The sequence below is a fragment of the Micromonospora maris AB-18-032 genome, from assembly GCF_000204155.1.
Lineage (GTDB): Bacteria > Actinomycetota > Actinomycetes > Mycobacteriales > Micromonosporaceae > Micromonospora > Micromonospora gifhornensis.
In genome coordinates this window covers 6,098,300-6,120,611 of record NC_015434.1, presented here as the reverse complement: position 1 = coordinate 6,120,611, position 22,312 = coordinate 6,098,300, and the positions used below count along the sequence as shown (strand labels likewise).

Annotated in this window: 27 protein-coding genes; 15 read left to right on the top strand and 12 right to left on the bottom strand. The window is 71.6% G+C overall.

The window, feature by feature from the left end:
• The first annotated feature begins 60 nt into the window (after positions 1–60).
• Together VAB18032_RS27160 and VAB18032_RS27155 are read left to right on the top strand one after the other, a co-directional pair.
• Positions 61–579: a winged helix-turn-helix domain-containing protein gene (locus VAB18032_RS27160; RefSeq protein ID WP_013736140.1), complete on the top strand. Its 519-nt coding sequence runs from the start codon at positions 61–63 to the stop codon at positions 577–579.
• 55 nt (positions 580–634) lie between these two features.
• Entirely contained in the window at positions 635–1,498 is an 864-nt protein-coding gene (locus VAB18032_RS27155) for a hypothetical protein (RefSeq protein WP_043722064.1), read from the top strand.
• A gap of 10 nt (positions 1,499–1,508) precedes the next feature.
• On the opposite strand, the gene VAB18032_RS27150 is transcribed toward VAB18032_RS27155, so the two are convergent.
• From VAB18032_RS27150 to VAB18032_RS27140, 3 genes are read right to left on the bottom strand one after another with little or no spacing between them, the layout of a single operon-like run.
• On the bottom strand, positions 1,509–3,551 hold the full coding sequence (locus VAB18032_RS27150; RefSeq protein ID WP_013736138.1) for an amylo-alpha-1,6-glucosidase: 2,043 nt from the start codon (positions 3,549–3,551) through the stop codon (positions 1,509–1,511).
• A complete protein-coding gene (locus tag VAB18032_RS27145; protein WP_013736137.1) occupies positions 3,548–3,928 on the bottom strand; it encodes an SCP2 sterol-binding domain-containing protein in 381 nt (126 codons plus the stop codon). The genes VAB18032_RS27150 and VAB18032_RS27145 overlap by 4 nt, the downstream gene beginning before the upstream one ends.
• A gap of 49 nt (positions 3,929–3,977) precedes the next feature.
• On the bottom strand, positions 3,978–4,352 hold the full coding sequence (locus VAB18032_RS27140; RefSeq protein ID WP_013736136.1) for a DsrE family protein: 375 nt from the start codon (positions 4,350–4,352) through the stop codon (positions 3,978–3,980).
• Positions 4,353–4,364: 12 nt separating this feature from the next.
• Between VAB18032_RS27140 and mtfM the strand changes: the two genes are divergently transcribed.
• Complete coding sequence (gene mtfM, locus VAB18032_RS33250) at positions 4,365–4,466, top strand: small membrane protein MtfM (protein ID WP_013736135.1); 102 nt, start codon at positions 4,365–4,367, stop codon at positions 4,464–4,466.
• A 117-nt stretch (positions 4,467–4,583) separates the two neighbouring features.
• Positions 4,584–5,177: a heme-binding beta-barrel domain-containing protein gene (locus tag VAB18032_RS27130; RefSeq protein WP_013736134.1), complete on the top strand. Its 594-nt coding sequence runs from the start codon at positions 4,584–4,586 to the stop codon at positions 5,175–5,177.
• An 11-nt stretch (positions 5,178–5,188) separates the two neighbouring features.
• On the opposite strand, the gene VAB18032_RS27125 is transcribed toward VAB18032_RS27130, so the two are convergent.
• A complete protein-coding gene (locus VAB18032_RS27125; RefSeq protein ID WP_013736133.1) occupies positions 5,189–6,037 on the bottom strand; it encodes an aminotransferase class IV in 849 nt (282 codons plus the stop codon).
• A 68-nt stretch (positions 6,038–6,105) separates the two neighbouring features.
• Here VAB18032_RS27125 and VAB18032_RS27120 point away from each other — a divergent pair, with 68 nt between their 5' ends.
• From VAB18032_RS27120 to VAB18032_RS27080, 9 genes are all read left to right on the top strand, one after another.
• Positions 6,106–6,534 (top strand): Fur family transcriptional regulator, encoded by a 429-nt coding sequence (locus VAB18032_RS27120; protein WP_013736132.1) that lies wholly within the window; start codon positions 6,106–6,108, stop codon positions 6,532–6,534.
• The gene (gene ygfZ, locus VAB18032_RS27115; protein WP_013736131.1) at positions 6,531–7,643 is read left to right on the top strand and encodes a CAF17-like 4Fe-4S cluster assembly/insertion protein YgfZ; all 1,113 of its coding nucleotides are present in this window, start codon (positions 6,531–6,533) and stop codon (positions 7,641–7,643) included. The genes VAB18032_RS27120 and ygfZ overlap by 4 nt, the downstream gene beginning before the upstream one ends.
• An 86-nt stretch (positions 7,644–7,729) precedes the next feature.
• Positions 7,730–8,557, top strand: a complete 828-nt coding sequence (locus VAB18032_RS27110; RefSeq protein WP_043722058.1) for a beta-keto acid cleavage family enzyme — start codon at positions 7,730–7,732, stop codon at positions 8,555–8,557.
• A gap of 95 nt (positions 8,558–8,652) precedes the next feature.
• Positions 8,653–9,612 (top strand): asparaginase, encoded by a 960-nt coding sequence (locus VAB18032_RS27105; protein WP_043722054.1) that lies wholly within the window; start codon positions 8,653–8,655, stop codon positions 9,610–9,612.
• A gap of 269 nt (positions 9,613–9,881) precedes the next feature.
• The gene (locus VAB18032_RS27100) at positions 9,882–10,562 is read left to right on the top strand and encodes a helix-turn-helix domain-containing protein (protein ID WP_013736128.1); all 681 of its coding nucleotides are present in this window, start codon (positions 9,882–9,884) and stop codon (positions 10,560–10,562) included.
• The gene (locus VAB18032_RS27095) at positions 10,559–11,449 is read left to right on the top strand and encodes a hypothetical protein (RefSeq protein WP_013736127.1); all 891 of its coding nucleotides are present in this window, start codon (positions 10,559–10,561) and stop codon (positions 11,447–11,449) included. The genes VAB18032_RS27100 and VAB18032_RS27095 overlap by 4 nt, the downstream gene beginning before the upstream one ends.
• A 69-nt stretch (positions 11,450–11,518) precedes the next feature.
• Complete coding sequence (locus VAB18032_RS27090) at positions 11,519–11,833, top strand: DUF2516 family protein (protein WP_013736126.1); 315 nt, start codon at positions 11,519–11,521, stop codon at positions 11,831–11,833.
• Positions 11,830–12,717 carry an alpha/beta fold hydrolase gene (locus tag VAB18032_RS27085; RefSeq protein WP_043725877.1) on the top strand — a complete coding sequence of 296 codons (888 nt, stop codon included), beginning with the start codon at positions 11,830–11,832 and terminating at the stop codon, positions 12,715–12,717. The genes VAB18032_RS27090 and VAB18032_RS27085 overlap by 4 nt, the downstream gene beginning before the upstream one ends.
• A gap of 11 nt (positions 12,718–12,728) precedes the next feature.
• Complete coding sequence (locus VAB18032_RS27080; RefSeq protein ID WP_013736124.1) at positions 12,729–13,466, top strand: alanyl-tRNA editing protein; 738 nt, start codon at positions 12,729–12,731, stop codon at positions 13,464–13,466.
• A 33-nt stretch (positions 13,467–13,499) separates the two neighbouring features.
• On the opposite strand, the gene VAB18032_RS27075 is transcribed toward VAB18032_RS27080, so the two are convergent.
• Positions 13,500–14,180 carry a nucleotidyltransferase domain-containing protein gene (locus VAB18032_RS27075; RefSeq protein WP_013736123.1) on the bottom strand — a complete coding sequence of 227 codons (681 nt, stop codon included), beginning with the start codon at positions 14,178–14,180 and terminating at the stop codon, positions 13,500–13,502.
• A 77-nt stretch (positions 14,181–14,257) separates the two neighbouring features.
• Between VAB18032_RS27075 and VAB18032_RS27070 the strand changes: the two genes are divergently transcribed.
• Complete coding sequence (locus VAB18032_RS27070; RefSeq protein ID WP_013736122.1) at positions 14,258–15,172, top strand: SDR family oxidoreductase; 915 nt, start codon at positions 14,258–14,260, stop codon at positions 15,170–15,172.
• A gap of 17 nt (positions 15,173–15,189) precedes the next feature.
• On the opposite strand, the gene VAB18032_RS27065 is transcribed toward VAB18032_RS27070, so the two are convergent.
• Genes VAB18032_RS27065 through VAB18032_RS27045 form a run of 5 tightly spaced genes read right to left on the bottom strand, consistent with a single transcriptional unit; the run spans position 15,190 to position 19,744 of the window.
• Positions 15,190–16,173 (bottom strand): helix-turn-helix transcriptional regulator, encoded by a 984-nt coding sequence (locus VAB18032_RS27065; RefSeq protein WP_013736121.1) that lies wholly within the window; start codon positions 16,171–16,173, stop codon positions 15,190–15,192.
• A gap of 2 nt (positions 16,174–16,175) precedes the next feature.
• Entirely contained in the window at positions 16,176–16,817 is a 642-nt protein-coding gene (locus tag VAB18032_RS27060; RefSeq protein WP_013736120.1) for a response regulator, read from the bottom strand.
• Positions 16,814–18,079 carry a sensor histidine kinase gene (locus tag VAB18032_RS27055; protein WP_043722049.1) on the bottom strand — a complete coding sequence of 422 codons (1,266 nt, stop codon included), beginning with the start codon at positions 18,077–18,079 and terminating at the stop codon, positions 16,814–16,816. The genes VAB18032_RS27060 and VAB18032_RS27055 overlap by 4 nt, the downstream gene beginning before the upstream one ends.
• A gap of 11 nt (positions 18,080–18,090) precedes the next feature.
• Positions 18,091–18,825, bottom strand: a complete 735-nt coding sequence (locus VAB18032_RS27050; protein WP_013736118.1) for an ABC transporter permease — start codon at positions 18,823–18,825, stop codon at positions 18,091–18,093.
• Positions 18,826–18,835: 10 nt separating this feature from the next.
• A complete protein-coding gene (locus VAB18032_RS27045) occupies positions 18,836–19,744 on the bottom strand; it encodes an ABC transporter ATP-binding protein (protein WP_013736117.1) in 909 nt (302 codons plus the stop codon).
• 164 nt (positions 19,745–19,908) lie between these two features.
• Between VAB18032_RS27045 and VAB18032_RS27040 the strand changes: the two genes are divergently transcribed.
• On the top strand, positions 19,909–20,685 hold the full coding sequence (locus VAB18032_RS27040; RefSeq protein WP_013736115.1) for an EI24 domain-containing protein: 777 nt from the start codon (positions 19,909–19,911) through the stop codon (positions 20,683–20,685).
• A 94-nt stretch (positions 20,686–20,779) separates the two neighbouring features.
• Here VAB18032_RS27040 and VAB18032_RS27035 read toward each other — a convergent pair whose 3' ends face one another.
• Positions 20,780–21,190, bottom strand: a complete 411-nt coding sequence (locus tag VAB18032_RS27035; RefSeq protein WP_013736114.1) for a RidA family protein — start codon at positions 21,188–21,190, stop codon at positions 20,780–20,782.
• Positions 21,191–21,296: 106 nt separating this feature from the next.
• Positions 21,297–22,304, bottom strand: coding sequence for a LacI family DNA-binding transcriptional regulator (locus tag VAB18032_RS27030; protein WP_013736113.1), 1,008 nt, complete (start codon positions 22,302–22,304; stop codon positions 21,297–21,299).
• Positions 22,305–22,312 lie beyond the last annotated feature (8 nt).

Below are 22,312 nucleotides of genomic sequence, written 5' to 3'. Positions count from 1 at the left end.
TGGCCGTCGTTGTCGATTGGTGGGAAGTCGCAGGTCAGCGCGGGCTCGTGGGGAGGCAACGTGTCCGGTGTGGAGATCCCGATCCTGGTCTGCGTCAGCTCCGACGCCGCTGTTCGGCAGCGCGTGGTCCAACGACTCGACGGTGTGGGTCCGGTGGTGATCTGCGCCGACCTGGCCCAGTTGCGAGCGATGTTTCCCGAGCCACCGGGCGAGCCCGACCTGACGGATGTCCGACCTCCTGAACGTCGGCCCGACGCCGCGGACGGCTGGCTCGATCTCGTCATCGACCGGGCCGGGCACCTGGTCAGCTGGCGAGGCGTACCGCTGGGGCTGACCCGTACCGAGCGGGAGCTGCTCGCCCGGTTGGCCAGCTCGCCGGTCAGCCTGTGGAGTTACGAACGGCTGTTCGCCTCGGTCTGGGGCGGCGCCTACCTCGGCGACACGGCGATCCTGCACTCGGCGGTCAAGCGACTGCGCCGCAAGCTGCGGGCCCTCCCCGGTGGGCCGCAGGTGCAGACCGTCCGCGGAGTCGGCTACCGCCTGACCGCACCCCCCGACGCCGTCGAGGACCAGAACTGACACCGCACCGCTGACCCGGCCCGGGAAGAGTCGCCGCGCGTGACACCATGGCCCGGTGAGCAGTACAGCCCCGACGGGGTACGCCCCTTCCGCCGGCCCGCCGCCACCCGATTCCGGCCCTGGCTGGCCGCGGTGGCTGGTCGCGCTGACCGTGGCCTGGGCGGTGCTGCTCGCCGGCCTGACCTGGCACTCGGCCCGCAACGATCCGCCGACGGTCCGCGAGCAGCGCACCCTGGCCCAGGCCGTGCCGCGGGTGGACGCCGCGATCGGCGAGCTGGTCGCGGCGGCCTCCGGCACCGTGTACGCGCTGGCGCCGGCCGAGATCGAGCAGGGCTGCCGGGTCACCCCGTTCGCCGATGGCGCGATCCTGCGCCGCCACGTCGAGCTGGCCGTGCCGGCCGATGAGGAGCGGGCCGTGCTGGAGCGGGTCGCCGAGGGACTGCCCTCGACCTGGCGGGCCGGCGTCCGGCTCACCTCCGACGGCCCCCGGCTGCGCGCCGACGCGGGGGAGTTCGTCACCGTTTCGGGTCGTACCGTCGCCGACGGCCGGGTGCGCCTGAGCGTCGAGACGGGCTGCCGCCCCGCCGACGTCGTAGTCGCTTCGTTCCTGCCGGGGTACCCTCCGGGCCCCGAGTCGACGGCCCTGGCCGCCGCGCTGGCCGCCCTCGGCGTGGAGGCCGGAGAGCCGGACGAGTGGGTGCAGGTGGTCTGCCCGAGCGGCGGGGTGGCGCGTACCCTCCGGGTCGACCTCACGACGGCGGCGGAGTCGCCCCAGGCCGCGCTCGCGCCCCTGGCCGGTGGGACACCCGTGGTGGCCACCGACGAGCTGTACGCCTACCGGCACGACGGTGTGGCGGTGCTGGTGGAGCTGTACGAGGACCGAACGGTCCTGGCGGCCACCACCGGCTGCGCCGGCTGAGGCGCTGCCCTCACTCGTCGTCGCGGTTGCGGCTGCGGCCCAGCGCGTCCACCCGACCCCACCGGCCGGGAATGTCCAGCAGTTCCACCCGGCCCATGCCCTGCGGCACGTACGGGTCGATGATCAGGTGTTCACCCTCTGGTTCGAGCCCGAGCAGGACCCGCAGCAGCAGTAGCGGGGTGCCCGCCGACCATGCCTGTGGGCTGCACGCGGTCGGGTACTGCACCGGAAACTCGGTGAGGTCGCGTTCGTAGCCGGCGAACGCCTCCGGCAGCCGGCCGTCGAAGTAGCGCGAGGCGCCGAGCATCGACTCAGAGATCTGCCCGGCCTCCTGCCGGAAGCCGTACTTCCACAGACCCCAGGCGATGATCGAGTTGTCGAACGGCCAGACCGTCCCCACGTGATAGCCGATCGGGTTGTAGCGGCTCTGGTCGTCGCCGAGAGTGCGGACCCCCCAGCCCGAGAACAGCCGCGGTCCCAGCAGGTGCTCGACGACCCGGGCGGCCCGCGACTCGTCGACGATGCCACTCCACAGCAGGTGCCCCATGTTGGAGCTGAGCGCGTCCACCGGAGTGCCGTCGCCGTCCAGCGCCAGCGCGTAGTACTCCTTGTCCGGCAGCCAGAAGTCCCGGTTGAACCGTTCCTTCAGCTCGGCGGCCTCCCGCTCAAGCTGGTCGGCGTACTGCGGGTCGTTCCAGAACAGCCGGGCCATCCGGGCGCCGCGCAGCTTCGCGTCGTAGGCGTAGCCCTGCATCTCGCAGGTGGCGCGGGGAAAGCCCGGCAGCCGCCCGTCGGAGTAGGAGATCCCGTCCCAGGAGTCCTTCCAGCACTGGTTCTCCAGCCCGTTGCGAGGGTTGCGGGTCTGATACCAGAGGTAGCCGGTGCCGAGCAGATCACCGTACGTGTCGATCCAGGCCAGCGCTGCCCGGGCGGTGTACTCCAGCTGTTTGACGAGCTGGCTGTCGCCGGTCCACCGCTCGTACTCGTCGAGCAGGATCAGGAACAGCGGGGTGGAGTCGGCTGAGCCGTAGTACGGCGAGTGCGGCTGCTCCTCGAACCCGGCGGTCTCGCCGTAGCGCAGCTCGTGCAGGATCTTGCCCGGCTCCTCGTCGCGGAAGTCGTCGATCCGGTGGCCCTGAAGTCCGGCCAGCATCATCAGTGTGGGCGGAATGGTGTCCGGCAGGAACGGCAGCACCTGCAGTGAGGTGATGATGCTGTCCCGACCGAACAGCGTCATGAACCACGGCAGCCCGGCGGCCATCAGCCGGACGCCGAGGGCGATGGACTCGTACCGCAGCGCGGCCAGGTCCTCCAGGCTGCGCTGGTACGCGGTGGCCAGCGGCTCGCAGTCGCAGCCGAGTTTGGGCGCGTTCGCGACGAGCTCCGCGTGTTCGGCCTGAATGGCCGCCGTGCTGCGGCTGCCCGCCATCGGCAGTCGGGTCCGGACGTCCTGACCCCGCGGGCCGTAGATCACCGTGGTGATCCCCAGCCGGGTGGTCCATTCGCCGTGCGGACCGATCCGGATCGAGAAGGTCATTCCCCGCTTGTCGATCGCCGCGGGTGCGCTGCTGCGGACCACCGTCTCGCGGTGGAACGCCTCCCGCCGGTACGCCAGGCGCAGTGCTTGATCCTCGACCGTGACGGTGAGGTCGCCCTGCTTGCCCCGCGTGTCCTTGATCTCGAACAGGTCGGCGAAGTCGGCGGCGATCTCAAGCCGGACGGTGAACGTCATGTCCTGCCCGGAGTGGTTGAGCACGGTCAGGTCCTCATCGAAGCTGTCGCCGATGGCCCGGCTCCGGATGATCGAGACCTTCGTGTCCAGGAAGTGGGTGGGTTCGCCCGGCACGAGGAAGTAGCGGGTCCGGTAGGACTCCGCGTCGTCGACGGACAGGGGCTGCAACCGCTCGCCGTCGAGCAGCAGCAGCCAGGTGGAGAGGAACCGGGTGTCGAAGGCGAACAGGCCGGTGGGAAAGTCGAGGGAGGGCTCGATGTCCCCACAGCGATCACTGACCAGGAAGGTGTTGCCGTCCAGGATGCTGACAAGCTCCTTCACCGGGTCCGCCTGACCTTCTCCCGGGCGACCTCGCGCGGGTCCCTGGTGTCGGGCGCGGGCGGGAAGAACCGCCGGAACGCCAGGAACAACATCACCCTGCCGCTGAACGTGCTCTCGTTGCGAAACAGCGCGGCCAACGCATGAGCCCGGCCGGTCACCAGCCGGTCGAACAGGTCCACGCTGCTGTACCAGATGGCGTCGGCCTCGGCCGGCCCCTGGTCGACGTCGACAGCGCCCGGCCGCATGCGGAGCACCCAGTGCTCGGTACGGCCATCGTCGGCGAGGTCGATCCGTAGCGTGCCGGTGAGCGGGGCGCGCAGCACCTGCGGGGCGCGGGCGGGCAAGGTTGCAAAGAACTGCTCGATCGCCTCGGTCACACCCGAATCGTAGGCATTCGTCCGAGTTGCCGGGCAGGTTCCGTCGGGCTCAGTAGACGAGCGCCTGCGCTCCCTCGGTCATCGTCTCCTCCACGAACACCGCCGCGCCGGCGATCCGGATTCCCGGGATGACGTCGTCGGTGCCGATGTCCCGGCGGGCCGCGCACTGGGTGCAGGCGGTCACCGTGCCGGTGGTGAGAATCACGTGCAGCAGCTCGGCCAGCGGCGCCGAGTGCGGCAACTCGAAATTCTGCGCCCGTCCGGGCAGCGCGAACCAGGTCGACTCGCCGGTCAACCAGAGCGAGACGTGCACACCGGCGGCAGCGGCGGTGGCCGCCACCGTGAACGCCTGGGCACAACGCTCGGGCGCATCGGCTCCGGCGGTGGCCTTGACGACGAGAGAGCGGGCCATGGTGCCCAGCATAGGATGAGCCCGATGGTCACCGAGATCGGGTTCGTCAGCCTGCTGGTCGCCGGCCTGGGCGCGCTCGCCGGTGGCCTGATCTATCTGGCCGTCCGCATCTCAAGAGGCAAGTGAAGCGCGAGGAGTGAGCCGGTTCTGCGAGCCCCGCAGTCGCGAACGAAGGTAAGTGCCGTGAAGCGCGAGGAGCGAGCCGGTTTTGCGAGCCCCGCAGTCGTGAACAAAGGTGATGCTGTGAGTGACGACAATCCGTTGGCACCGCCGCCGTGGCTGAACGCGCCGCCGGTCGACCCGTACCCCTACGAGGAGAGCCACGACCTGCGGGTGGGGCCGAAGCTGCACCCGAGCCTGGACGGCCTGCTGCCGTACATCGGGGTGTGGCGGGGTCGGGGCCGGGGTGGTTTCCCCACCATCGAGGACTTCGACTTCGCCCAGGAGATCCGGATCAGCCACGACGGACGGCCGTTCCTGTCGTACGAGTCGCGGGCGTGGATCCTCGACGAGCAGTCCCGCCCGGTACGCCCGGCGGGACGGGAGGTCGGCTGGTGGCGGCCGGTACTCGACGGTGACCGGGTCACCGACGAACTGGAGGCGCTGCTGACCGTCCCGACCGGGGTGATGGAGCTGCACATCGGTCGGCGCAAGGGCACCCAGATCGAGTTCGTGACCGACGCGGTGGTGCGTACCGCCACCGCCAAGGAGGTCACCGCCGGGCACCGGCTCTTCGGCATCGTCGAGGGTGCCCTGCTGTACGCGCAGGACATGGCCGCCGTGGGCCAGCCGCTCTCGCCGCACCTGTCCGCCCGGCTCATCCGGGTCGCCGGCTGACCCGGCGGCGGTCAGGGCAGCGGAAAGCCGAGCAGTTCCCGCAGCGCGTGGGTACGCGGGCTGCGGGGCAGCGGCTCACCGTCGAGGGCGTGCACCTCCACCAGGCCGCGGACGGACGAGGTGAGCCAGACGGCGTCGGCGTCGCGTAGCCCGGCCGGGGTGACCATGCGTTCGGCGGCCTGGCAGCCGACCTGGTCGGCGTTGGCGAGCAGCCAGGCGACGGTGGTGCCGGGCAGGATGCCGGTGCGCCCGGCCGGCACCGTGCAGAGCGTGTCGCCGGTCGACCAGACCACGTTGGCGGTCGGCCCTTCCAGCACGTAGCCGTCGGAGGAGACCCAGAGCACGTCGTCCACCCCGGCACGGGCGGCCCACCGGCGGGCCGCCGTGCTCGCCCCGTACGACGTCGACTTGATGCCGGCCGGCAACCAGTCCAACTCGGGGCGGGCGTCGGCGGGTACCCCCAGGCTCAGTGTGGCCACCCGTACCCCGTCGTGTCGGGCCTGCCGGACCGCGGCCGGGACGGCCGTGAGGGTGGCGTACACCGTCGGTGGGCCGCCGCCCTCGGGCCCGCGGGTGCAGACCAGCCGCAAGGCGCCCTCGACCTCGGCCGGCCACCCGGCGGCGACGGTTTCCAGGAGCTCGACGAGCGCCGCGTCGTCGGGCAGGGTCAGCTCCACCGCTGCGGCGCCGGCGCGCAGCCGGGCCAGGTGCGCCTCGCGCAGCCAGGGCCGTCCGTCCCGCAGGTGCATGGTCTCGAACAGCCCGTCGCCGCGCAGCACCCCGAGGTCGTCGCCGCGCAGCACCGGCTCGGTGACCGGTAGCAATCCCCGACCGAGTACGCCGATCCGTGTGACCTCCACAACTGGGCAGGATAGTGGGCAGTGGTCTCCGTCGAACGCTTCGGAGACGGCCGAACTATGATCGGAGGGTGTCCGAATCCTCCCTCGCGGAACTGCTCCGCTCCCGTGGCCTGCGGCTGACGGCGCAGCGGCAGCTGATCCTGCAAGCGGTGCTGGACCTGGGGCACGCCACGCCGGAGCAGGTGCACACGGCGGTGCGCGAAGTCGCCGCCGGGGTCAACATCACCACCATCTACCGCACTCTCGAACTGCTGGAACGACTCGGCCTGGTCACCCACACCCACCTGTCGCACGGGTCGCCGACCTATCACGCGGCCGGTGAGCACCAGCATGTCCACCTGGTCTGCCGCGAGTGTGGCGCGATCGACGAGATGGACCCCGAGTTGATGCGCCCGCTGGCCGAGCAGTTGGCGCGGGAACGTGGCTTCCGGATGGACATCGGCCACGTCTCCTTCTTCGGCAACTGCGTACGGTGCGGGGACGGGAGTCCGAAATGATCGACATCGCGGGTGCGGTGGCCGTGGAGAGCATCGACGAGTCCAGCCGCGACCAGCCGGAGCCGGCGCACGTGGCGGCCGGCGTGCGCCCGGTGGCGGCCCACTACGGCGACCCGATGCGCGAGCAGCGCCTGCTCGACACCGAGGTCGGCCTGGTGGACCGATCCCACCGGGGCGTGATCGCGGTGCCGGGTGCGGACCGCATCTCCTGGCTGCACACCCTCACCACCCAACATCTGGCCGAGTTGGGCCCTTGGCAGGGCACCGAACTGCTGGTGCTCTCGCCGAACGGGCACATCGAACAGCACGCCATGGTCGCCGAGGACGGCGACACCACCTGGCTGGACACCGAGCCGGGTGCGACCGAGGGCCTGTTGACCTACCTGGAGAAGATGCGGTTCTTCAGCCGGGTCGAGCCGCGTGACGTCACCGCCGATCAGGCGTTGCTGTCGCTGGTCGGGCCCCGGGTGGCCGAAGCGCTGGCCCTGCTCGACGTGCCCACGTTGAACGCACCGGACGTCAGTGGCGTGCCGGGGCCCAAGTTCCGCTCCGGCGAGGTGCCGCCCCGACCCACCGCCCGCTACGACGTCAAGCCCCTGCCGTCGGGCGGGTGGGCGCGACGCGGGCCGCTGGGCGTGGACCTGCTGGTGCCCCGGACCGCGATGGACCAGGTGGTCACCCGGTTGCGCGACGGCGGGGTCGGGGTCGCCGGGCTGTGGGCGTACGAGGCGGTGCGGGTGGCCGCCCGACGGGCCCGGGTCGGTGTCGACACCGACCATCGCACCATCGCGGCCGAGGTCGACCTGATCGCCCCGGCCGTACACCTGGACAAGGGCTGTTACCGGGGGCAGGAGACGGTCGCCCGGGTGCACAACATGGGCCGTCCGCCGCGTCGGCTGGTGCTCCTGCACCTGGACGGGGTGACCACCGACCAACTGCCGGTCGCCGGCACCCCGGTCGACCTCGCCGGGCGTACGGTCGGCTTCGTCGGCACCGCCGTGCACCACCACGAGCTGGGTCAGGTCGCGCTCGCGGTGATCAAACGTTCGGTGCCCGACGACGCGGTGCTGCGCGTCGGCGAGAGCGCCGCCGCCATCGACCGGGAGTAAGGAAGGGCACCCTATTAACGCCTCCGGTAGAGGCCGGGCCCCCTGTTAACACCAGTACCTTCAGCGGGCGTTCTAGGATCGCCGGCATGACAACAGGGACGTTGATCACGGTTGCCCCCACCGGCGCGGAGTCGGCCAAGACGGAGGTACCGGCGCTGCCGGTGACCCTGGACGAGCTACTGCTCACCGCCAAGGAGTGCGAGGCGCTCGGCGCTTCGATCATCCACGTCCACATCCGCGACGACGACGCCCGACCCACCCTCGACCTGGGACGACTGCGGGCCACCGTGGCGGCGTTGCGGGAGAGCACCGACCTGATCGTGCAGCTCTCCACCGGCGGCGCAGTCACCGACCCGGAGGCCGACCGGCTCGCCGTGCTGGACGCCGCCCCGGACATGGCCTCCTGCACGATGGGCACCGTCAACTTCGGCGACGACGTCTTCCTCAACCGCTGGGAGTTCATCGTCGACCTGCACACCCGGATGCAGGAACGCGGCATCGTGCCGGAGTACGAGATCTTCGACCTCGGTCACCTGACCGCGCTGCGCCGCCTGCTCGACAAGTACGGCCTGCCGCACGGCGGTCACGTGCACGTGGACTTCGTGATGGGCGTACCCGGCGGGATGCCCGGCACCACGGCGACCCTGGTCGCGGCCCAGCAGATGCTGCGCGACCTGCCCGAGGGCACCACCTTCTCGGCGACCGGCATCGGGCGCAGCAGCATCCCGGTGATGCTGGCCTCGCTGTCGGCCGGCGGCCACCTGCGCGTCGGCATGGAGGACACCGTGACGTACGCCAAGGGACGCCCGGTGGAGTCGAACATGCAGCTGGTCGCCCGGGCGGTCGGCTTCGCCCAGCTCGCCCAGCGTCCACCGCTGAACACCACCCAGGCCCGCGAACTGCTCGGCCTGTAAGGGCTGACCCCGCCCGGCGTTGCTGTACACCCGGAGGGGGAGTCCCTGCTCACCCCGACGTCGGCACGCCATCAACCGTCGGTACCGTCCACACCGTGGGAAAGACGTACGCGGGCGGGGTGCCGCTCGCCGAGGTGGTCCGGTCCGACTTCGTGGAGGGCGTGCACCGCGGCTCGGTGGTGGTGCTCGACGTGACGGGTGCCGTGCTCGACGCGGCCGGTGACGTGAGCGGGCCGATCTTCCCGCGATCTGCCAACAAGCCGATGCAGGCGGTCGGCATGCTCCGGGCCGGGCTGCCGCTGACCGACCCCGCCGACCTGGCGTTGGTGGCGGCCAGCCATGCGGGGGAGGAGTTCCACCTGGCCCGGGTCGCCCGGCTGCTCGCCGATGCCGGGCTCGACGAGGAGGCGCTGCACTGCCCGCCGGACCTGCCCGTCGGCGAGCAGGCGCGGGAGGCGGTGCTGCGAGCCGGCGGCGGCCCCACCCGGATCCAGATGAACTGCTCCGGCAAGCACGCCGGGATGCTGCTGACCTGCCGATCCGCCGGCTGGCCGGTGGACGGTTACTGGCGGCCGGAGCACCCGTTGCAGCAGCGGTTGCGCGACGCGATCGAAGACCTCACCGGTGAGCAGGCGGCGGCGGTCGGCGTGGACGGGTGCGGCGCACCCGTGTTGGCGGTGTCGTTGACCGGGCTCGCCCGGGCGTACCTGCGGTTGGTGTCGGCTGAGACTGGAACCGTGGAGCGGACGGTGGCCGACGCGATGCGGGCGTACCCGGAGATCGTCGGCGGCACCGAGGCGGACGACACCCGGCTGATGCGCGGCGTGCCGGGACTGCTGGCGAAAGTGGGCGCGGAGGGCGTGATCGCCGCGGCCGTGCCCGGTGTCGGTGCCCTCGCGCTGAAGATCGACGACGGTGCGGGGCGGGCCCGGATGCCCGTGGTGACCTCCGCGCTCCGCCGACTCGCGATCGACGCCCCGGTGCTGGCCGAGTTCGCCGAGATCCCCCTCTTCGGCGGCGGCCTCCCCGTAGGCACCATCCGCCCCCTCTGGTAACCCCACCCCCCTCCTTCCCCCCTCCTTCACGCCCGCCCGTGCCCTGGTCCGCCCGTGCCGCTGTGGTCCGCCCGGCGCTGTTGTCGGCGCGCGCCCTGTTGCCCGCGATCTTGCACTTTTGGTCGCTGATTCGCGCCGTTTGTGGCATTTGCCCCGACAGAAAGTGCAAGATCGCGGGTGGGGGTGGGGTGCGGGGGGGTGGGGTGAGGCTGCTAACTGTGGCTAGCGGATTGCTTGCAGGTGCTAGCAGAGCGAGCTAGCGTTGAGTCATGGCCACTTCCAAGGACCTTCCCGACGTCGGCGGGTTCATTCGTGACCTGCGGCGAAACGCGAAGATCTCGTTGCGGCAGCTTGCCGAGCAGGCCGGGGTCAGCAATCCCTACCTGAGCCAGATCGAGCGAGGGCTGCGCCGACCAAGTGCCGAGGTGCTCCAGCAACTCGCCAGCGCGCTGCGGGTCTCGACGCCGGCGATGTATCTGCGGGCCGGCCTGCTCGATGACAAGGAAGGCCAGGGCGTGCTGGCCGCCATCGCGGTCGATCCGGACCTGACGATGGCGCAGAAGCAGTCCCTCACCCAGATCTACGAGACCTTCCGCCGGGAGAACGCCCGGCTCGCCGAGGCCACCGCTGCCGCGGCCGATGCTGCCCCGGGTGGACCGGCCACCGCCACCCCAGGCGGAACCGCCACCACCGGGTCCGCCCCGGTCGGCCCCGTCCACGGTACGGACACCAGTGGCGAGGAGATTGTGCCGATCACCGCGCCCGACGTGGCCAACCTGGCCGCGACCGGCCCCACCACCCCTGAGGGCACACCGACCGAGGCCGTCCTTGAATCGGTCGCCGTGACCGAGGCGGGTCCCGCTCCGGCACCGGCCCGCCCCCCTGCCAAGAAGGCCGCCCGCAAGGTGGTCCGCAAGGCCGCCGTCGCGGCCGAAGAGGAGAAGTCGTGACTCAGCCGAAGACGAACCGTATCCCCGCTCCGATCTACGCTGCCGCCGGTGCCGGTGACCTCGCCCTGGAGCAGCTGCGCAAACTGCCCACGGTGGTCGCCGAGCTGCGCGAACGGGTCGCCAGTGACGGCAGCCGGGTCGCCAACGACCTCGGTGGCAAGGCCGTCGTGGCCGGGTTCGAGCTGCGCCAGAAGGCCAACGAGAAGCTGCGCAACGCCAACCTGACCGCCGAGTCGCTGCGGCGCAACGCCGACCTCAACCGCCTGCGCGAGGCCGCCGATCTCAAGCGCCTGCGTGAGGCAGCCGACCTCAACCGGCTGCGTGAGGCAGCCGATCTGGACCGGCTGCGTGAGGTCGCCGACTTCAACCGGCTGCGGGAGGCGGCCGACCTGGATCGGCTGCGGGAGAGCGCCGACTTCAACCGGCTGCGTCAGGCGGCTGATCTGGACCGGCTGCGTGGCCTGGCGGCCCGTAACGCCGCCGTGGTCGTCGCCGGTGCCCATGCCGCGCAGGAGCGCGCGTTGGCCGTCTACAGCAAGCTGGTGACCCGGGGCGAGCGGGCGGTCGGCACCGGAGTGCTGGAGGCCGCCGACACGGTCAACGCCGACATCGAGGCCACCCAGGCCAGCGTGCAGGCCGCGCCCGCCACCACCGAGGCCGCCGCGACGACCGAGATGGCCACGACGAAGAAGCCGGCTGCCAGTGTCGAGTCGGCCGAGGTGCCGAGCCCGGCCGAGGTGGCCGAGATCGCACAGGCCAAGCCGGCCGCTGCCAAGAAGGCCACCCGCGCCAAGGCGACGACCCGGCAGCCGGCCGCGAAGCGGACGGCAACCCCGTCGGCGAAGCTGCCCGGGGCCACCAAGCGGACCCGTCCGGCCGCCGAGTGACCACCTGCCGGCGACCCCGGTGACCGTCCTGTCGGACGGATCCGGGGTCGTCGGCATAAGCTTGCCGTCATGGCCTACGCCGCGCCGATCTTCGCCTTCGATGTTCGCCTCGTGATCGATCTGATCCTGTTCGTGTTCGCACTGATCGTGCAGGGGGTCGCGCTCGTGCACGCCATCACGCAGCGCTCCGACGCCTTCCCCGCCATCGGCACTCTGCCCAAGGGCGGCTGGATCGCGATTCTCGCGGTCACTCTCCTGCTGACTCTGCTCACCCAGACCACGCTCAGCATCTTCGGGCTGATCGGCATCGCGGCGGCCCTGATCTACCTGCTCGACGTCCGGGTCGGCCTACGCGAACTGGGTGACAACAGAGGGTCGTGGTGAGGGCTTTCCGCTGGCCACCACCACCTGACGGCGGGCCTCGCACCTGGGGGCCCGGACCGGGTGGGCCACGCAGCGGACGTCCGGCGCTACCCGAGCCGGACACCGAGCTGGTCGCCACGCCGCACGGCGTACGGCTGGAGCGGCTGGTCACCGGCACCGGTGATCCGGTGACCGTGTTCGCTCACGGGCTGGGCAACGGCATCGCCGTCACCCGCCCCTTCGGCAGCGGCGTCACCGGCCGCAAGGTCTTCTTCCAGTTCCGTGGGCACGGTCGCTCGGACGCGCCGGAAGGTCTGTGGAGCTATCTCGACCTGTCCCGGGATCTGCGGGCGGTCGCCGACCTGTCCGGTGCGACCCGGGCGTTCGGTGCCAGCCTCGGCGCGGGTGCGCTGTGTCGGCTGCTCGTCGAGAGCCCGGAACGCTTCGAGCGGCTCATCTTCTTCCTGCCTGCGGCGCTCGACCAGCCGCGGCCTCCAGTCGCCCGGACCCGGCTGCTCGAACTGCTGTCCGCGGTGGAGAGTGGGGACGCCTCGGCGGTTGCCGAGGTGGTCGCGGCGGAGATGCCACCGGCAGTACGCAACACGCCGGCCGGATGGGCGTACCTGCGACAGCGGCTCGATCACCTGCTGCGCGACGGTCTCGCCGCAGGCCTGGCCGATCTGCCCGGGCAGGCACCCGTCACCGATGCCGGGGCGCTCGGCGCGGTCACCGCTCCGGCGCTGATCATCGCCTGCGAGGGCGACGACCTGCATCCCGTGGAGGTCGCCGAGCAGCTTGCCGCCGCGCTGCCCCAGGCCACCCTGCACCGGTACGCCCGCCCCGGGGTGCTCTGGACGGAACGCGCCGACGTACGGGCCCGGATCTCCGAGTTCCTCAACGGGTAGCCTGCCCTGTCATGGGCGTCACACACCATGGCCGTACGCACCGGCTCGATCTTGCTGATCCCAGCCTGCGCGAGTGGCAGTGCACGGTGCTGCACAGCGACCCCGAGCAGGGCATCGTGCTCGACCGCTCGGCGTTCTACCCGGGCGGCGGTGGGCAGCCGCCGGATCACGGCGTACTGCTCTGGCAGGGGGTGCAGACCCGGGTCGTGGGCACCCGCAAGGCCGACGACCTGTGGTTGATCCCCGCCGAGGGTGACCCGTTGCCGCCGACGGGCACCACCGTCACCGGTGCGGTGGAGGACGATCGACGCACTCGGCTGATGCGTACCCATTCGGGGTTGCATGTGCTCTGCGGGGTGGTGTTCCGCGACTTCGGTGCCCTGGTCACCGGCGGCAACATGGAACCCGGCGAGGCCAGGATGGACTTCAACCTGCCCGAGGTGCCGTCGGACTTCAAGAGCCGGATCGAGGAGCTGGTCAACGCGGAGGTGGCCGCCGATCGCGCGGTCGCCACCCGGGTGCTGCCGCGCGTGGAGGCGCTGGCCCTGCCGGACATCATCCGTACCCAGTCGAATCTGATTCCGCCCGACGAGGCGGAGGTCCGCATCGTCGACATCGTCGGGTTGGATGTGCAGGCCGACGGGGGTACGCACGTCGCCTCCACCGCCCAGATCGGCAAGGTGCGGGTGGTCAAGGTGGAGAGTAAGGGCCGGGCCAACCGTCGGGTCCGCATCCGCCTGGCCGACTGACCCGGGCCGGACCGACCCGGCAGGTGTGCCCGGTCAGCGGGGCAGGTGGGCGGCGCGGACGTCGAGCAGCCAGCGCTCCACCGGCTTCTCGTCCGGCCGGTCGGGCAGTGGCGTCCGGATCCGATCGAAGTCGAGTTCGGCCTCGGCGAGCAGGGTGCGCGCCTCGTCCAGCGCGCCCTCGGCGACCCGGTTCCCGAAGCCGCGGAACCACTCCGGGTCGGCGAGCCGGATCTCCAAGATCCCGGTGGCGTAGAGCAGTCGGCCCTGGTGCACCAACCGGGCCAGGTGTCGGGCGTGCTTCGCGGTGCGCCGCCGGGTCTCCGACGAGAAGGTCCCGTCGCCCCGGGACTCCAGCTTGCGGAACTGCTGGGCGGCGTAGCCGAGGTAGGCCTCGCGGACCCGGGGTGCACTGAGGAACGCGGACCGGATGCCGATCAGTCGCTCGCCGAACTCGGTACGGGTCTCGTAGCAGTCGTCGGGGAGCCAGGCCAGCTCGCTGGCGGTCGGATTGCCGCTCAGCGCCAGCCGGCACCACTTGCGGGCCTCGTGCAGCGTGGTGTCCGGGTCGGTGGTGACCACCGACTCGCGCGGCGGGTGCAGACCGTGGAAGGCGACCGTGGGTGCGGCGAAGACGCCGATCCGGTCGACGTCCGAGCCCGGCCCCGCCAGCCCGTACGCCACCGAGCCGACGATGCCGGAGAGCAGCAGGTGCATGCGGGGAGCATGACGGATCACCGGTCGTCCGCGAAACCTGACATCGGCTGTCATGTTTTGCTGGCAGCGTGGCAGCCATGACGAAACCGCTTACCGCAACGGTGGCGCTGGTGGCCGGGGCGACCCGGGGCGCCGGCCGACAGATCGCCGTGCAACTGGGTGCCGCAGGCGCCACCGTCTACACGACCGGCCGCAGCAGCCGGGCCGGCCGCTCGGAGCTGGACCGGCCGGAGACCATCGAGGAGACCGCCGAACTGGTGACCGCCGCCGGTGGCACCGGCATCGCCGTCCGGGTGGACCACCTCGTGCCCGACCAGGTACGCGACCTCATCGCGCGGATCGACACCGAACAGGGCCGACTCGACGTGCTGGTCAACGACGTGTGGGGTGCCGACCCGCTGATCACCTGGGAGAAGCCGGTCTGGGAGCAGCCGCTGGACGCCGGTTTCCGTACGCTGCGGCTCGCGGTGGACACCCACATCATCACCAGCCACTTCGCGATGCCGCTGCTGATCCGCCGCCCGGGCGGCCTGGTGGTGGAGATCGGCGACGGCACGCGGGCGTACAACGAGCAGAACTACCGCCTGTCGGTCTTCTACGACCTCGCCAAGACCTCGGTCAACCGGCTCGCCTTCAGTTGGGCGCACGAACTCAGGCCGTACGGCGGCACCGCCGTCGCGCTCAGTCCCGGCTGGCTGCGCTCCGAGGCGATGCTGGAGCACTTCGGCGTCACCGAGGCCAACTGGCGCGACGGCGCGGCCAAGGACCCGCACTTCCTCATCTCGGAAACCCCGGCGTTCGTCGGCCGGGCGGTCGCCGCCCTGGCCGCCGACCCCGACCGCGCCCGGTGGAGCGGGCACTCCGTGTCCGCGGGCGACCTGGCCAAGGTGTACGGCTTCACCGACGTGGACGGCAGCCAGCCGGACGCGTACCGCTACATCACCGAGGTGGTCGACGCCGGCAAACCGGCCGACGTCACCGGCTACCGCTGACCGAGCGACCAGCGGGGTCAGCGGTCGCCGGGGGCGGTGTAGAGGGCGGCGGCGCGGGCCGCCGCCTCGGCCAGCCGGGCGCGCAGGTCGGGCGGGTCGAGCACCTCCACCTCCGGGCCCAGTCCGAGCAGTTGGGTGTACGCCACGTCGACGGACTCGACGGGCAGCCGGGTGGTGACCCAGCCCTGCTCGTCGGGCTCGTCGGCGGCGGCGACCGCCTCGGCGTACCCGAACGGGATGTCGCTGCGGTGCTTGAGCTGGCGCAGGCCGGCGGGGCTCAGCCGGATCCGCACCTCGGCCCGCAGCATGCCGCGCAGGAACGCCTCCGCCTGCGCGTGCCAGTACGCCGGCAGGTCGAAGTCCGGCTCCCGCTCGAAGGCCTCCTCGTCTGGCTCGACGTCGACGATCCGGTCCACCCGGTAGGTGCGCAGGTCCGCGTCGACCCGGCCGACGAGATACCAGATGCCGTTCTTGAGGACCAGACCGTACGGGTGGACCCGCCGGGTCACCTCCCGATCGCCACGCCGGTAGTGCAGGGTCACCACCCGGTCCCGCCAGACCGCGCCGGCCAGGTCGGCCAGCCACGGCGGTGGGGCGTGCTGCGCGTACCAGCCGGGCACGTCCAGGTGGAAGCGTTGCCCGGTACGGGTCGGTGCGTCACGCAGGCTGGGCGGCAGCGCGGCGAGGACCTTCAACTCGGCTGCGGCGACCGCGTCGGCCAACCCCATGTCCCCGGCCGGTCCGGGCAGCCCGGCGAGGAAGAGCGCCTCCGCCTCGTCCCGGGTCATCCCGGTCAGCCGGGTCCGGTAGCCGCCGAGCAGCCGGTAACCCCCGGCCCGACCCCGGTCGGCGTAGACCGGCACCCCGGCGGCAGAGAGCGCCACGATGTCCCGGTACACCGTCCGCTCGGAGACCTCCAGCTCCCGGGCCAGCTCCGCCGCCGTCATCGCCTCCCGCGCCTGCAACAGCAGCAGCAACGAGATCAGCCGCGCCGCCCGCACGGTCAGCGTCCGCCGGGGGTCAGCAGACCCCGGTCGTACGCGACGGCCACGGCGGCGGCCCGGTCGTTGACCCCGAGCTTGGCGTACACGTGTAGCAGGTGGGTCTTGACGGTGGCCTCGCTGATGAACAGTTGCGCGGCGGCCTCCCGGTTCGTCGAGCCGCGCGCCACCAGGGTGAGCACCTCCAGTTCACGCTGACTCAGCGGCTCCTCCGCCGGGGCACGCAGCCGTCCCATCAGCCGTCCCGCCACGGCGGGAGAGAGTACCGATTCGCCTCGGGCGGCGGCGCGTACCGCCCGGACCAGTTCGTCGCGGGGGGCGTCCTTGAGCAGGTAGCCGGTGGCACCGGCCTCGATCGCCGGCAGCACATCGGCGTCCGTGTCGTACGTGGTGAGCACCAGCACCTTCGCCGTACTGCCGGAGCGGACCAGCCGACCGATCGCGGTCACCCCGTCCATGCCGGGCATCCGAAGGTCCATCAGCACCACGTCGGGACGGTGCCGGGCGGCCAACGCCAGCGCCTCGGCCCCGTCGGCCGCCTCACCGACCACCTCGAACCCGGGATCACCGGTGAACATGCCGCGCAGCCCGTCCCGCACCACCGGATGGTCGTCGACGATCAGCAGGCGTACCGGATCGGTCACCCCACACCCCCTGGCAACGCCGGTACGGACGCCGAGATCGCGGTGCCGCCGCCCGGCTCGGACTCCACGTCCAGGCGGCCGCCGACCTCGGTGACCCGTTGCCGCATGGCGGTCAGCCCGTAGCCGCCGTCCGGCTTCGGTGCGGCAGCCTCGGCGTCGAAGCCGGTGCCGTCGTCCCGTACGTCAAGCGTCACCACATCCGACATGTAGGACAGGGTCAGCCCCACCCGGGAGGCAGCGGCGTGCCGAGCCACGTTGGCCAACGCCTCCTGGGCGGCCCGCAGCAGGGTCACCTCGACCTCCGGATGCAGCGGCCGAGGGGTGCCGGTGGTGTTGACCTCGGCCCGTACCCCGTGCCGCGCGGACCAGCGTCCACCCAGCTCGGTCAGGGCATCGGGCAGCCTAGCGGCCTCCAGCGGCTCCGGACGGATGGCGCGGACCGAGCGACGGGCCTCGGTGAGGCTCTCCCGGGCCAGCGCCAGGGCATTGTCCACGTGGCGCCGCCAGTCGCCGGAGCGGTCGCGGGTCTGCTCGGCCGCCTCCAACTGGGTGATGATGCCGGTGAGCCCCTGCGCCAGGGTGTCGTGGATCTCCCGGGCCATCCGTTGCCGTTCGTCAAGCACCCCGGCCTCCCGGGCCTGGGTTACCAGTTGGGCGTGCAGACCCTCGTTCTCCCGTACCGTCTCGGTGAGCTGGCGGTTCGCGGCGGCCAGCTCCGCCACCAACCGCTTGCGCTTGGCGTCCTCCCGTTCGGCGACGATGTTGAACCAGATCACCGCGCCCGCGACAAGCACGTTGAACAGCACCAGGACCAGCCAGAGCTGCGAGCCCGACAGGGCGGCGGACACGCCACCGCCCTGCGCGGTGGCGAGCAGTACGGCGGTGACGGCCACCCCGCCGATCCGCCATCGCCAGGACAGCACCGGGAAGGCGTGCACGTAGCCGATCCAGGCGAAGTAGCCGTACCACGGGCTGGCCACCACCAGCACCGCGGCGAAGGTGAGCAACCCCGCGTAGTAGACCGCCATCCGGGTACGACGGCTCTGCCAGCCCGGATGCAGGTTGATGAACCAGGCGACCCAGGCCCCGGCCGCCACGACGACGGTGAGGGTGAGCCATATCGGAAGGCCGCGAGGTGCCGGTGTGAGCAGGGCCAGCAGCGTGCCCACGGCCAGCCCGCCGTAGGGCAGCAACCGGTAGAGGGCGGCCTCCCGTGCCTTCCAGGTGGCCAACCGGTCGTCGCCCTCGCCGCTGCTGGTCATCGGCTCCCCGCTCACTGCCAGCGGAACAGTTTCGTCGCGAGAGCACCGGCGGTCACCGCGACCACCGCCATTATCGCCAGGTGCAGCGGGTGCGGGGCGGTGCCCGTCCAGGCGTCCAGCAGGGCCTGCACACCGGGCGGAGTGTAGGCGCCGATCTCGGCCAGGAAATCGGGCAGCAGGAACCTCGGCAGGTACACGCCACCGAAGAACATCACCGCCATGAACACCGGTACGGTCAGCGCCTGGGCCGACCTGGCGGTGGGCGCGACCGCCGCCACCAGCAGTCCCAGCGCGAGCAGCGCCGCGGTACCGAGGATCAGGGCGGCGGCGAAGCCGAGCGGGTGCTGCGGCAGCGGTACGCCGAACGCCAGCCGGGCCACCACGGCGAGCAGCACCGCGCTGGCCAGGATGCCGATCAGCGCCAGCACCAGTTGGGCCAGCAGCAGGGCCAGCGGGCTGGCCGGGGTGGTGGCCAGCCGGCGCAGGATGCCGCGCTCCCGGTAGGTGGCCAGCACGGTGGGCAGGACGTTCACGCCGACCATCGCCAGGGTGACCACCAGCAGGGACGGGGTGAAGTAGGTGACGAAGGACTGGCCGCCGAGATCCGGAGTGGGCTTTCGGAGGGTGGGGATGAGTCCGAGGACCACCAGGATCAGGGTGGGCAGTGCGATGGTGAGCACCATCGTCGAGGTGTCCCGCAGGTAGAGCCGGGCCTCGGTCTTGAGGATCTGGCTGAAGGCGTGCATGGCGTTCCCCTCAGTCGGTGAGCCGGCGCCCGGTCAGTTCGACGAACGCGTCGTCCAACGTGGCCTGCTCCAGCCGCAGGTCGGCGGCGATGATCTGGTTACGGGCGAGGACGGAGGTGACCGCGTGCAGCACGTCACCGGTGCCGGTCACCACCACCTGGGCGCCGCTGCGGGTCACCGAGGTCACCTGCGACAACCCGGTGAGCAGGTGATCGTCGAGCGGGGTGGACGGGCGGAACCGGATCCGTTGCTCGGGTACCACGGCCGAGACCAGCCCGGCCGGGCTGTCCAACGCCACCACCCGCCCCTTGTCGATCACGGCAAGCCGGTCGCAGAGCCGCTCGGCCTCCTCCATGAAGTGGGTGACCAGCACGATGGTCACGCCGCGATCCCGGACCCGCTCGATCAGGTTCCAGGTGTCGCGGCGGGCCTGCGGATCCAGCCCGGTGGTCAACTCGTCCAGGATGGCGATCCTCGGGTTGCCGACCAGCGCCAGCGCGATGGAGAGCCGTTGCTTCTGGCCGCCGGAGAGCTTGTCGTACGGGGTGTTGCGCTTCTCGCCGAGCCCCAACTCGTCGATGAGCTGGGCCGGGTCCGCCGGGTCGCGGTAGAACGAGGCGTACAGGTCCAGCGCCTCGGCGACCCGGAGCCGATCCGGCAACCGGCTCTCCTGTAGCTGCACCCCCACCAGTTGTCGCAGCCGGGTGGCGTCCCGGCGAGGGTCCAGCCCGAGGACGGACACCTCGCCCCCGTCGGGGACGCGCAACCCGGCGACACACTCCACGGTGGTGGTCTTGCCCGCACCGTTCGGGCCGAGGACGCCGAAGATCTCGCCCGCCGCGACGTCGAACGACACGTCCTGCACCGCCACCGTCTCGCCGTACCGCTTGTGCAGGTGGGACACCTCGATCACCGGCATCGCATCGCCCTTCGCTCGGTTACCCGTACAGCGTCGCGGCGGCGGGCCGGTGTGGGATCGACCAGCTGTAGATGATCTCGTTCGGCTCCGGTTGACCCGAACGATCCGTCGATCGGTTGATGTGCCGACCGGTGACTAGGCTCAGCGGCGTGAACGTTTCCGAGATGTCCGGCACCGCCACGAGCACCGCGCGGCGGTTCGCCGACGGTGCCGGGTTCCTGCTGCGTGGCATCGGGCTGTACGTACGCAATCCCGGTCTGATGCTGCTCGGCGTGGTGCCGGCGCTGATCTCCGGCGTGCTGTTCCTGACCGCGTACGCCATCCTGGTCGTCTTCGTCGGCGACCTGGCCACGGCGGTGACCCCCTTCGCCGACGACTGGTCGACGGCGACCCGCAGAGTGGTCCGGGTGATCGCCGGCCTGGCCATCCTCGGCCTCGGTGGCCTGCTCGCCGTGCTCACCTTCACCGCCGTCACCCTGGTCATCGGCGATCCGTTCTACGAGAAGATCTCCGAGCGGGTGGAACAGCGGTACGGCGGCGCGCCCGACGCGGTCGAGGTACCGTTCTGGGCGTCCCTGCGGCGCAGCGCCGTCGACTCGATCCGGCTGGTCGCCCTGGCGGCGCTGTTCGGCATCCCACTGTTCGCGGCCGGGTTCATTCCGCTGCTCGGCCAGACGGTGGTACCGGTGATCGGTGCCGCTGTCGGCGGTTGGCTGCTCGCCGTGGAACTGGTCGGCGCGCCCTTCTACCGGCGCGGCAAGGGGCTGCGGGAGCGCCGGGCAGCGCTGAAGGTCGACCGTCCGACCGCGCTCGGCTTCGGGATGGCGGTCTTCGTCTGCTTCCTGATCCCGCTCGGGGCGGTACTGCTCATGCCGGCCGCGATCGCCGGTGCCACCCTGCTCGCCCGCCGCACCCTCGGCCAGCCCGTCACGGAGGACTGACCCGTGGACATCACCACCGAACAGGTGTACGCGGTGGTCAACGCCGCCAACTCGGCACTGCTCGGCGGCGGTGGAGTGGACGGTGAGGGCGGGTTCAGGAGGCGGGGACGGCGGCGATCGCCTCGACCTCGACGAGTTGGTCGCGGTAGCCGAGCACGGTCACCCCGAGCAGGGTGCTGGGGGCGTCGTGGTCACCGAAGGCCGCCCGTACCACCTCCCATACCGTGACCAGGTCCTCCTGGCGGGTGGAGGCCACGTACACGGTGCTCTTGACGACGTCGGACAGGGTGGCGCCGGCGGCGGCCAGGGCGGTCTTCAGGTTGGCCATCACCTGCCGGGCCTGGGCCTCGTGGTCGCCGGGGGCGACGGTGCGGCCCTCGGCGTCGAGCGGGCAGGCGCCCGCGGTGAAGACCAGGCGGGTGCCGGGTTCCACGGTGGCCAGATAGGCGTACGGGGCGACGTCGGCGAGTGCGGGCACGGGCAGCAGGCGAACCGGGTGGGACATGCGGGGCAGGCTAGCCGCCCGCCGAGCCGGGTGCCACGCGATAAGGGTTGTTAACAAGGGGCCCTTGCTCTACCTGAGGCGTTAACAAGGTGCCCTTCCTTACAACTCAGGCGGAGTCGCGGAGGATGAGTTCGGTGGGGAGGATGAGGGCGGGCTCGACCTCCTCGCCGGCCGCGAGGCGCAGCAGCAGACGAGTGCCCTGTCGGCCGAGTTCCACGATCGGCTGCCGCACGGTGGTCAGCGGCGGTTCGGTGTACGCGGCGGTCTCGATGTCGTCGAAGCCGATCACGGCGACGTCCTCCGGCACCCGCCGTCCCGCCTCGCGCAGGGTACGCAGGGCGGCGTGCGCCATCAGGTCGGAGGCGGCGAAGACGGCGTCCAGGTCGGGGTGGGCGGTGAGCAGTTCCCGCATCGCCGCCGCACCGGACTCCCGGGTGAAGTCGCCGACCGCCACCATCTGCGGCAGCCCGGCGGCGGCCACCGTGTCCCGGTAGCCGGCCAGCCGTTCGATGCCGGCGACCATGTCCTGCGGCCCGGCGATGGTGGCGATGCGTCGCCGACCGGTGTCGATCAGGTGGCGTACCGCCTTGGTCACCCCGGCGACCTGGTCGACGTCGACGTACGGCACGTTCGCGCCGTCGAGGGGTCGGCCGCTGCACACCACCGGGATGCCCAGCGCGGCGAGCTTGGCGGGCAGCGGGTCGGCACCGTGCAGCGAGGCGAACAGCACACCGTCGACGTGCCGCCCGGTGGTGTACCGCTCGACCCGTTCGTGCCCGGCCGGTGAGCCGGCGAGCATCAGCACCAGCTGCTTGTCGGCGGCCTCCAACTCCTGCGCGGCGCCCCGGATGATGCCGGGGAAGACCTGGTCGTCGGAGAAGACGCGGGTCGCCTCCTCGGGCATGACCAGGGCGATCGAGTCGGTCCGCTGGGTGACGAGGGAGCGGGCGGCGAGGTTCGGCACGTACCCCAACTCGGCCACCGCCTGGCGGACCGCCTCCCGGATCGGCTCGGCGACCGTGGTGGAACCGTTCACCACCCGGGAGACGGTGGCCCGGGACACCCCGGCCCGCCGCGCCACCGCTTCCAGAGTGGGCCGTTGCGCGCCCGTCATCGGAGAAA

What these genes read in the sequence shown, in the direction of transcription:
- VAB18032_RS27140 (WP_013736136.1), bottom strand. Translation starts at nt 4,352, where the DNA reads ATGCTGGGCACCATGGCCCGCTCTCTCGTCGTCAAGGCCACCGCCGGA.
- mtfM (WP_013736135.1), top strand. Translation starts at nt 4,365, where the DNA reads ATGGTCACCGAGATCGGGTTCGTCAGCCTGCTGGTCGCCGGCCTGGGC.
- ygfZ (WP_013736131.1), top strand. Translation starts at nt 6,531, where the DNA reads ATGATCGACATCGCGGGTGCGGTGGCCGTGGAGAGCATCGACGAGTCC.
- VAB18032_RS27110 (WP_043722058.1), top strand. Translation starts at nt 7,730, where the DNA reads ATGACAACAGGGACGTTGATCACGGTTGCCCCCACCGGCGCGGAGTCG.
- VAB18032_RS27100 (WP_013736128.1), top strand. Translation starts at nt 9,882, where the DNA reads ATGGCCACTTCCAAGGACCTTCCCGACGTCGGCGGGTTCATTCGTGAC.
- VAB18032_RS27090 (WP_013736126.1), top strand. Translation starts at nt 11,519, where the DNA reads ATGGCCTACGCCGCGCCGATCTTCGCCTTCGATGTTCGCCTCGTGATC.
- VAB18032_RS27080 (WP_013736124.1), top strand. Translation starts at nt 12,729, where the DNA reads ATGGGCGTCACACACCATGGCCGTACGCACCGGCTCGATCTTGCTGAT.
- VAB18032_RS27075 (WP_013736123.1), bottom strand. Translation starts at nt 14,180, where the DNA reads ATGCACCTGCTGCTCTCCGGCATCGTCGGCTCGGTGGCGTACGGGCTG.
- VAB18032_RS27070 (WP_013736122.1), top strand. Translation starts at nt 14,258, where the DNA reads ATGACGAAACCGCTTACCGCAACGGTGGCGCTGGTGGCCGGGGCGACC.
- VAB18032_RS27055 (WP_043722049.1), bottom strand. Translation starts at nt 18,079, where the DNA reads ATGACCAGCAGCGGCGAGGGCGACGACCGGTTGGCCACCTGGAAGGCA.
- VAB18032_RS27050 (WP_013736118.1), bottom strand. Translation starts at nt 18,825, where the DNA reads ATGCACGCCTTCAGCCAGATCCTCAAGACCGAGGCCCGGCTCTACCTG.
- VAB18032_RS27045 (WP_013736117.1), bottom strand. Translation starts at nt 19,744, where the DNA reads ATGCCGGTGATCGAGGTGTCCCACCTGCACAAGCGGTACGGCGAGACG.
- VAB18032_RS27040 (WP_013736115.1), top strand. Translation starts at nt 19,909, where the DNA reads ATGTCCGGCACCGCCACGAGCACCGCGCGGCGGTTCGCCGACGGTGCC.
- VAB18032_RS27035 (WP_013736114.1), bottom strand. Translation starts at nt 21,190, where the DNA reads ATGTCCCACCCGGTTCGCCTGCTGCCCGTGCCCGCACTCGCCGACGTC.
- VAB18032_RS27030 (WP_013736113.1), bottom strand. Translation starts at nt 22,304, where the DNA reads ATGACGGGCGCGCAACGGCCCACTCTGGAAGCGGTGGCGCGGCGGGCC.